The 8,654-nt window shown below is 29.1% G+C and carries 6 protein-coding genes and 1 pseudogene; all 7 read right to left on the bottom strand.

The genetic code is table 11. The features are described from left to right. A pseudogene (locus BUE91_RS05500) lies at window positions 1-360 on the bottom strand (hypothetical protein); the annotation flags it as partial. Between the two features lie 122 nt (window positions 361-482). Next, a complete protein-coding gene (gene dnaJ, locus BUE91_RS05505; RefSeq protein ID WP_073508209.1) occupies window positions 483-1,622 on the bottom strand; it encodes a molecular chaperone DnaJ in 1,140 nt (379 codons plus the stop codon). After that, complete coding sequence (locus BUE91_RS05510) at window positions 1,622-2,488, bottom strand: aldose 1-epimerase family protein (RefSeq protein WP_073508210.1); 867 nt, start codon at window positions 2,486-2,488, stop codon at window positions 1,622-1,624. The genes dnaJ and BUE91_RS05510 overlap by 1 nt, the downstream gene beginning before the upstream one ends. A 38-nt stretch (window positions 2,489-2,526) precedes the next feature. Then, window positions 2,527-4,329 (bottom strand): molecular chaperone DnaK, encoded by a 1,803-nt coding sequence (gene dnaK, locus BUE91_RS05515; protein WP_073508211.1) that lies wholly within the window; start codon window positions 4,327-4,329, stop codon window positions 2,527-2,529. 12 nt (window positions 4,330-4,341) lie between these two features. Beyond that, window positions 4,342-4,884 (bottom strand): nucleotide exchange factor GrpE, encoded by a 543-nt coding sequence (locus BUE91_RS05520; protein ID WP_073508212.1) that lies wholly within the window; start codon window positions 4,882-4,884, stop codon window positions 4,342-4,344. A gap of 8 nt (window positions 4,885-4,892) precedes the next feature. Next, the gene (gene hrcA / locus BUE91_RS05525; protein WP_073508213.1) at window positions 4,893-5,924 is read right to left on the bottom strand and encodes a heat-inducible transcriptional repressor HrcA; all 1,032 of its coding nucleotides are present in this window, start codon (window positions 5,922-5,924) and stop codon (window positions 4,893-4,895) included. 66 nt (window positions 5,925-5,990) lie between these two features. Beyond that, the gene (locus BUE91_RS05530; RefSeq protein ID WP_073508214.1) at window positions 5,991-8,501 is read right to left on the bottom strand and encodes an ATP-dependent Clp protease ATP-binding subunit; all 2,511 of its coding nucleotides are present in this window, start codon (window positions 8,499-8,501) and stop codon (window positions 5,991-5,993) included. Window positions 8,502-8,654 lie beyond the last annotated feature (153 nt).

Raw genomic sequence — 8,654 nt, forward strand, 5'->3', positions numbered from 1 at the left:
CTTGTCCCATTCTCCTCTAATCTTTATTAATTCTTTTATTGAGTTTTCATAACCTCCCTTATATTGATATCCTGCATTTAATATTAATTCTATTTCTTCTGTTAATTTCTTTTTTAAATTTACTCCTGTATTTAATTTACCATCTAATTTATTTATGTATCCTATTTGTCCTCCAGCAAATACAAATACTTCTTTTTTATTTCCAAAAATAGATCCTACATTTAGTTCACTTGAAACTTTCTTTTTAAATCCATTTTCATGGCCTAGCTCAACCTTATTATCATTTTTTACATAGTACTCTGCCCCTAATACTGTTGTGCTTATTGCCATAAGAGCTATTAATTTATTTCCTTTTAACATCTTTTCCTCCTTAATTATTTTTCACTTTATTATACCCCCCCCCCATATATTTTGTCAATTAATCATAAAATAGTTAATGTAATTTTTTTAATAATAAAAAAATTGGCTATAAGCCAATTCTCTTAATCTTTAAAAAATTCTTTTATCTTATCAAAAAAAGTTGTTGTCTTTTCTTCATTTTCTACGCCTAATATCTCATAAAATTCCTTTAATTTTTCTTTTTGCTTATTATTTAAGTTTTTAGGAACTTCTACGATAATTTCAATAATTTGAGAGCCTTTATATCCATTATGTTTTATTCCAGCATCTCTTATTCTCATCTTAGTTGCATTTTGTGTTCCTTCTGCTATTTTAATTTTAGTCTTTCCTCTTAATGTAGGAACTTCTAATTCTCCACCCAAAGTGGCTGTTAAAAAGCTAATAGGTACTTTACAATATATGTCATACCCGTCTCTTTGAAATAATTCATGCCTTTTTTCTCTAATTTGTAAGTATAGATCTCCAAACTCACTTCCTAAGCCATCATAGTTTCCTCCATCTCTAATAACTAATCTTTGTCCAGTTTCTATACCAGCAGGTATTTTGATTTTTTTCTTTATTTGTTCTCTCTTATTTCCATCTCCATTACATGAATTACATTTATGTTCTGCTATTTCACCTATACCATGACAATTCGAACATTCAACTCTAACATTACTCATACCAAATATAGTTCTTTGTGTTTTTGTTACATAACCTCTACCACTACATGTACTACATTGTTTAGTTTTAGAATCCTTGGCACCTGTACCACTACAACTAGAACATTTACCTACCCTGCTATATTCTATTTCTTTTTCAACCCCATCAGCTATTTCTTCTAAACTTAAATCTATTGTGTATAAAAGATCTTGACCTTGTTTTCTTCTTTGATTACTACTAAATCCTCCAAAGTCAAAACCTCCGCCACCTCCAAAGAAGTTTGAGAATATATCTCCAAAATCAAAGCCTTCAAATCCTTGTCCTCCAAAACCTCCTGCACCTTGTTCAAATGCTGCATGACCATATTGATCATATAGTTGTTTCTTTTCTGGATCTGAAAGTACTTGATATGCTTCATTTAATTCCTTAAATTTCTCTTCCGCTTCTTTTTTTTCCTTCTCATCAGCATTTACCATTCTATCTGGATGATATTTCATAGCTGATTTTCTAAATGCCTTTTTTATATCTGCATCACTTGCATTCTTATCAATACCAAGCAATTCGTAATAGTCTTTTTTCATTAGTTACCTCTCTTAAATTCAAATACTAACTTAGCTCTAAATTCTCCTTTAGGAGCTAATTTTTGTATTCCCTCTTTTAATGTTATATCCTTACTTGCTCCAACTATATCTGTAATACCAAACCATGGTTCAATACAAACAAATGGTGCATTAGACATTTTCCAGAAAGCTATATATGGAAAATCTTTAAATGTTACTTTTACTTCTTTATTAGTACTTCTTGATTTAAGGTAAACTGATGAAGAATTAGTATTTTTAAATACTATAGCATCTTCTTTAAAATTCTCTTCTGTAATATTTATTATCCTATTATCTACTAGATTAAATCCTACCCTATCTTTCCTAAAAAATCCAGTTTCATCTAATTTATATTTAAGAGCTTCTTCTTCTTTTTCAAATTCTAAATAAGCATCTTTTTCATAATCTTCATTAATTGTGAAAGCAGGATGAGCTCCTATAGAAAAATACATTTCTTCATCTTTTTTATTTTTTACAGAATATTTTAAAATAAATCCATTTTCTATCAACTTATATGTCAAATACAGTTCAAATTCAAAAGGGTATTTTTCTAAAGTTTCCTCATTTGAATAATATGCAAGTTTAACAAAATCCTCTCCTTTATCTACTATTTCAAACATATTATCTCTTGCAAATCCATGCCTAGTTGAAATAGTGTATTCCTTACCTTTGTATTCATAGCCTCCTTTTCTTAGTTCTCCTACAAAAGGGAATAAAAGAGGTGATGTTTTAGACCAATAATCTTTTCTATTCCAAAAGAATTCCTCTTGATTTATAGTAAATGATTTTATTTCTGCTCCAAATTCTTCTATCTTTAGTTCTATTAAACCTTTTTTTAGTACTATCATAGTCATCTCCTAATACACGAAGAAAATAGGTCATAGACCTATTTTACTTCTTCTGCTTCCACTACATCATCATTGTTATTAGCATTTTCAGAAGCAGGTTGTGCTGCTTGAGTTGCTTGATATATTCTCATAGCAAATGCTTCACTTGCTTTTGATAATCCTTCTATACCTTTTCTAATTTCTTCAATATTTTCACTATCTTTAACTTTCTTAAGTTCTTCTATAGCTTTTTCAATATTTTCTTTTTCGTTACCTTCTAATTTATCTTCATTTTCTTTTATAGTTTTTTCTGTAGATATTATTAAATGGTCAGCCATATTTCTTACTTCAATTAATTCTCTAAATTTATTATCTGCTTCTTCATTTGCTTCCGCTTCTTTTTTCATTCTTTCTACATCATCTTTACTTAAATTAGATGATCCTGAAATTGTAACTTGATTTTCTTTACCTGTTCCTAAATCTTTAGCTGTAACATGTACTATACCATTAGAATCTATATCAAATGTAACTTCTATTTGAGGTATACCACGTGGTGCTGCTGGTATTCCTTCTAAGTTAAATTGTCCTAAAGTATGGTTTTGAGAAGCTTGAGCTCTTTCCCCTTGTAATACATGTATAGTAACTGCTGTTTGATTATCAACTGCAGTTGAATATACTTGAGATTTTTTAGTAGGTATAGTTGTATTTCTTTCTATCATTTTAGTAAATACTCCACCCATAGTTTCTATTCCTAGCGATAAAGGAGTAACATCTAATAATAGAACGTCTTTAACATTTCCAGCTAATACTCCACCTTGAATTGCAGCTCCTACTGAAACTACTTCATCTGGATTTATTGATCTATTAGGTTCTTTACCAAAGTATTCTTTAACCCATTCTTGAACTGCTGGTATTCTTGTTGATCCTCCAACTAATAATACTTGTTCTATGTCTCTAACTGTATATCCAGCATCTAAAAGAGCTTGTTTTACTGGTTCTTTAGTTTTTTCTATTAAATGTTTAGTTAATTCGTTAAATGCTGCTCTAGTTAATTTCTTTTCTAAGTTCTTAGGTCCAGTAGCATCCATAGCTATAAATGGTAAAGAAATAGTTGCTTCTAAAGTAGAAGATAATTTTTTCTTAGCATCTTCTGCAGCATCTTTAAGTCTTTGGTAAGCTTGTGGTTCATTTCTTAAATCAATTCCTGTTTCTTTCTTAAACTCATCAGCAAGCCAGTTTATAATAGCAGAATCAAAGTCATCTCCACCTAAATGATTATTTCCTGCAGTTGCCTTAACTTCTACAAGTCCTGATCCAACTTCAAGTACTGAAACGTCGAATGTTCCTCCACCTAAGTCAAATACTAATATTTTTTCTTCTTTTTCTTTATCCATACCATATGCAAGTGCTGCTGCAGTTGGTTCATTAATTATTCTCTTAACCTCAAGTCCTGCAATTTCTCCAGCATCTTTAGTAGCTTGTCTTTGTGCGTCAGTAAAGTATGCAGGAACTGTAATTACCGCCTCTTTAACTGTTTCTCCTAAATAGCTTTCAGCATCTTTTTTTAATTTTTTTAATATCATAGCAGATATTTCTTGTGGAGTATAATTTTTCCCGTGAATATCTACTTTATAATCTGAACCCATATGTGTTTTAATTGAAATTACTGTTTGTTTAGGTTCTGTTATTGCCTTTCTTTTAGCTGTAGAACCAACTATAATTTCACCATTAGATTCAATTGATACTACTGATGGAGTAGTTCTTTCTCCTTCTGAGTTTGGTATTATTGTAAATGTTCCACCTTCCATAACTGATACACATGAATTTGTTGTTCCTAAATCTATTCCTATTACTTTACTCATCTTATTTTCCTCCTAATTTTTATTATCTTCTTCGTTATTTTTTGTTTCTTCAACCTTATTTATTACTACCATAGCAGGTCTTATTACCTTACCTTTAAGCTTATATCCTTTTTGAAGTACCATTAAAACTTCATTATTAGATTTCTCTTCATTACTCATAACCTGAACTGCATGTTGCTCATAAGGATTATAGTCTTTTCCTAATGCTTCTATTTCTGTCACTCCTTCATTAGTAAGCATATCAGAAAAATTATTAATAGTCATCTCAAGTCCTTCTACAAGTTTATTATAGTCCTCTGTAGAACGAGAAGCTTCTATTCCTCTTTCTAAATTATCCACATTTTCTAATACCTTTAATATTATATCCTTAGAAGCATATTCCTTATACTCTTGTAATTCTTTTTCTTTTCTTTTAGAAAAGTTTTGAAACTCTGCAAGTTTTAATGCATAAGATTTTTTATAATCCTCTAATTCTGTATTAAGTTTTTCTATTATAGCATCAGTTCCTTCAACATTTTCTTCTTTTACTTCTTCTTCTCTAATTTCTTCTGACATCTCATCTCCTAATCTTTATATCCTATAAATTTATTTTCATAATTTTGATTTAACATTTTCTTTAACATATCTATTACTAAATCAAGTAAAGCTACAGTTTTTGAATAATCTATTCTAGTTTTAGCAATAAGTGCTAATACTCCTTTATCTTCACCAAATTCATAACATTTAAATATGAACACTGATTCTTCAAACCCTTTTATATCTATATCACTACCGAAAATAATGTTACTTTCTAAATCATTTTCAACCCTAGATGTTAGATTTTTAAATAAGGTATTCATTTCATTTTCATTATTTATTATTTTAATATTTTCAACAACTTTTTCAACAGGCATATCTTCTCTGGAAAGTAGATTTTCAAGTCCTGATATAAAAACCTTATTACTTTCAAATATTCTTTTTTCATCAAATATGAAATCATTGCTACTAATGTTTTTCAAAAACCTTTCCATATCCTTTAAAGTAAATCTTTTATGAGTAGTATTCATTAAATCCGATATGTATAAATTTAAATTATTTACATTCTCTTCTGTTACATATGTATTCATAAGTAGCGTAGATGTTTTTATAATATTATTCTTCATTACTACTACAACAAATATCTCTTTTTCAGTAATTCTAATAAATTGTATTTTTTTAATACTTTCCTCATCTGATGATGGCTCTATAGCAACAGCGACAGCACCTGATAATTCAGATAAAATCTTTACAGTTTCCTTAAATATTATATCCGTCTTATTTATTCTTTTCTGATAACAAAAATATATTTGTTCTTTAATTTCATCATCAACTTCACTTACTTCAAGTAATTCATCTATATACATCCTATAACCATCTAAAGTAGGTATACGTCCAGATGAAGTATGTGTCTTAGTAATTAATCCCATTGCTTCAAGATCTGACATAACATTTCTAATAGTAGCTGATGAAACCCCTATATTATATTTCTTCTCTAAAGTTCTTGATCCAACAGATTCTCCACTATTTAAATAGTGATTAATTATCATACTAAAGACTTCTCTTTCTCTATCATTCATTATACTTCATCTCCTGTTAGCACTCTACTCTTTATATTGCTAGTATACATTATTTGTTCAGCTAAGTCAAGCTTTTTTAAATTCCAATCCATACTCAGAAACATTAATAGATATATCGACATTACTATTTATATTCTCTTTTAATATCAACTTAGATAAGTCTATTTCTATATGTTTTTGTATAAATCTTTTTATAGCTCTTGCCCCATAATTTTCATCATAAGCATTATTAAACACATAATCTATTAAATCTTCTCCATAAATTAGATTTATCATTCTATCCTTAAGTTTCTCATTCATCTTCTCAAGCTCTAATCTAACTATATTTTTAATAGCGTCCTCTCCCAATGAATTAAATGTAATAATTTCATCTATTCTATTTAAAAACTCTGGTTTAAATCTTACTTTTAACTCTTCCATTACAAGCTCATTTTTACCCTCAAGTATAAAGTGGCTTCCAATATTTGATGTCATGATAATAATACTATTTTTAAAATCAACTAATCTTCCCTTACCATCAGTAAGTCTTCCATCATCTAAGACTTGAAGTAACACATTAAATACATCAGGGTGTGCCTTTTCTATCTCATCTAATAGTATTACTGAATAAGGTTTTCTTCTAACCTTTTCAGTTAACTGACCTCCCTCTTCATATCCTACATAACCCGGAGGTGCCCCTATTAGTCTAGCGACAGAATGTTTTTCCATATACTCACTCATGTCTATTCTAATTATAGCATTCTCATCATCAAAAAGATTTTGAGCAAGTTTTTTAGTTACATATGTTTTACCTACACCTGTAGGTCCTAAAAACATGAAAGATCCTATAGGTCTATTTATATCCTTTAACCCAGCACGAGATCTAAGTATAGTATCTGATATAGCTGAAATTGCTCTGTCTTGTCCAACAACATAATTTTTCATATGTTCTTCAAGTGAAAGTATTTTTTCATTTTCGCTTTGAATTAGTTTACCTACAGGTATTCCTGTCCATTTTCCAATAATTTCAGCTATTTGTTCATTGCCAATAATTTGTGAAACAAGAGAATTTTTTTCTGATTTTTCTCTAATTTCATTTAATTTTCTTTCTATTTCAGGAATAATAGCATACTCATATTCTGCAGCCTTAGCATAATCTGCAATCCTTTTATTCTCTTCAAGTTTAATCTTAGCTTCATCTAATTCTTGTTTTAGTTTTTTAAGTTCTAAAACATTTTCTTTTTCTACATTCCAGTTTAATGTTAAAACTCTTTTTTCTTCCCCTAACTCTTCTATTTCTTTAATAATATCCTTTAATCTCTTAATAGAAACTTCATCTTCTTCTTTTTTTAAAGCTTCTCTTTCTATCTCAAGTTGTGCATATTTTCTATTAATTTCATCAAGTTCCACAGGAACAGAATTAATTTCAGTTTTTACCCTAGCACAAGCCTCATCTATTAAATCTATAGCCTTATCAGGTAAAAATCTATCTTGTATATATCTATCCGACATAGTAGCTGCTGCAACTATAGCATTATCAGATATTCTAATTCCATGATATTGTTCAAATTTTTCCTTAAGTCCTCTAAGTATAGAAATAGCATCATCTACACTAGGTTCAAATACTTGTATAGGTTGAAATCTTCTTTCAAGTGCAGCATCTTTTTCTATATATTTTCTATACTCTGCCAAAGTAGTTGCACCTATAACTTCTATTTCTCCCCTTGCAAGCATAGGCTTTAATAAATTAGATGCATTCATAGCACCATTATTACCACCGGCACCTACAATATTATGTATCTCATCTATGAAAAGTATAATCTTACCTTCATTTTTTTCTAAAGTATCAACAACAGCCTTTAATCTTTCCTCGAATTCACCTTGATACTTAGCCCCAGCAATTAAAGCTCCCATATCTAAAGAAAATACTGTTTTATCCTTTAAATTATCAGGTACATCTCCACTAAATATTCTCTGAGATAATCCTTCAACTAAAGCCGTTTTACCTACACCAGGTTCTCCTATTATCATAGGGTTATTCTTATTTCTTCTTGATAGGATTTGTATAAGTCTTCTAATCTCATTATCTCTTCCTATAACAGGATCAAGTTTTCCCTGTGAAGCTAACTTAACTAAATCTCTACCATACTTTTCTAAAGATTCTAGACTTTCTTCAAATCCGTCACTATTAACCTTTCTTCCTTCCATAACAAAATCAAGTCCTTCGTTAATTTTTTTAACATCTAATCCAAAGTTATTTATTTTTAACATTGCTTTTAACAAGAAAACTACAGAAATATATTCATGTCCACCATTACTTGCCATATTAGAGGCATCATTTAACATAGTAGAAAATTCTCCTGAATAACCTATATCCCCACCATTTATTTTAGGCATAGAATTTAATTTAGTATATATGTTTTGTTGCAGTTCATTTCTATCTACACCCACCTTATTTAATACAGATATTGTAGTTTCATCATTAGAAACTAACTCTAACATCAAATGTTCTAATTTAACATTAGAATTTTTAAAATTCATCGCAAATTTTACTGCATTTTCTATTGCTTTCATAGCCTTTCTAGTAAAATTTTTCATATATATTCATCTCCTTCATTTTTAATTATTAGCACTCTTGTGTATCGAGTGCTAATCGAATTATATATTAAAAGAAATTCTTTGTCAAGAAAAAAAGAATCCATCACTATACACAGTAATGAATTCCTTTTATTTAATTCCCTTTGCTTTCTA

This window comes from Streptobacillus notomytis, assembly GCF_001902585.1.
GTDB classification, from domain to species: Bacteria; Fusobacteriota; Fusobacteriia; order Fusobacteriales; family Leptotrichiaceae; genus Streptobacillus; species Streptobacillus notomytis.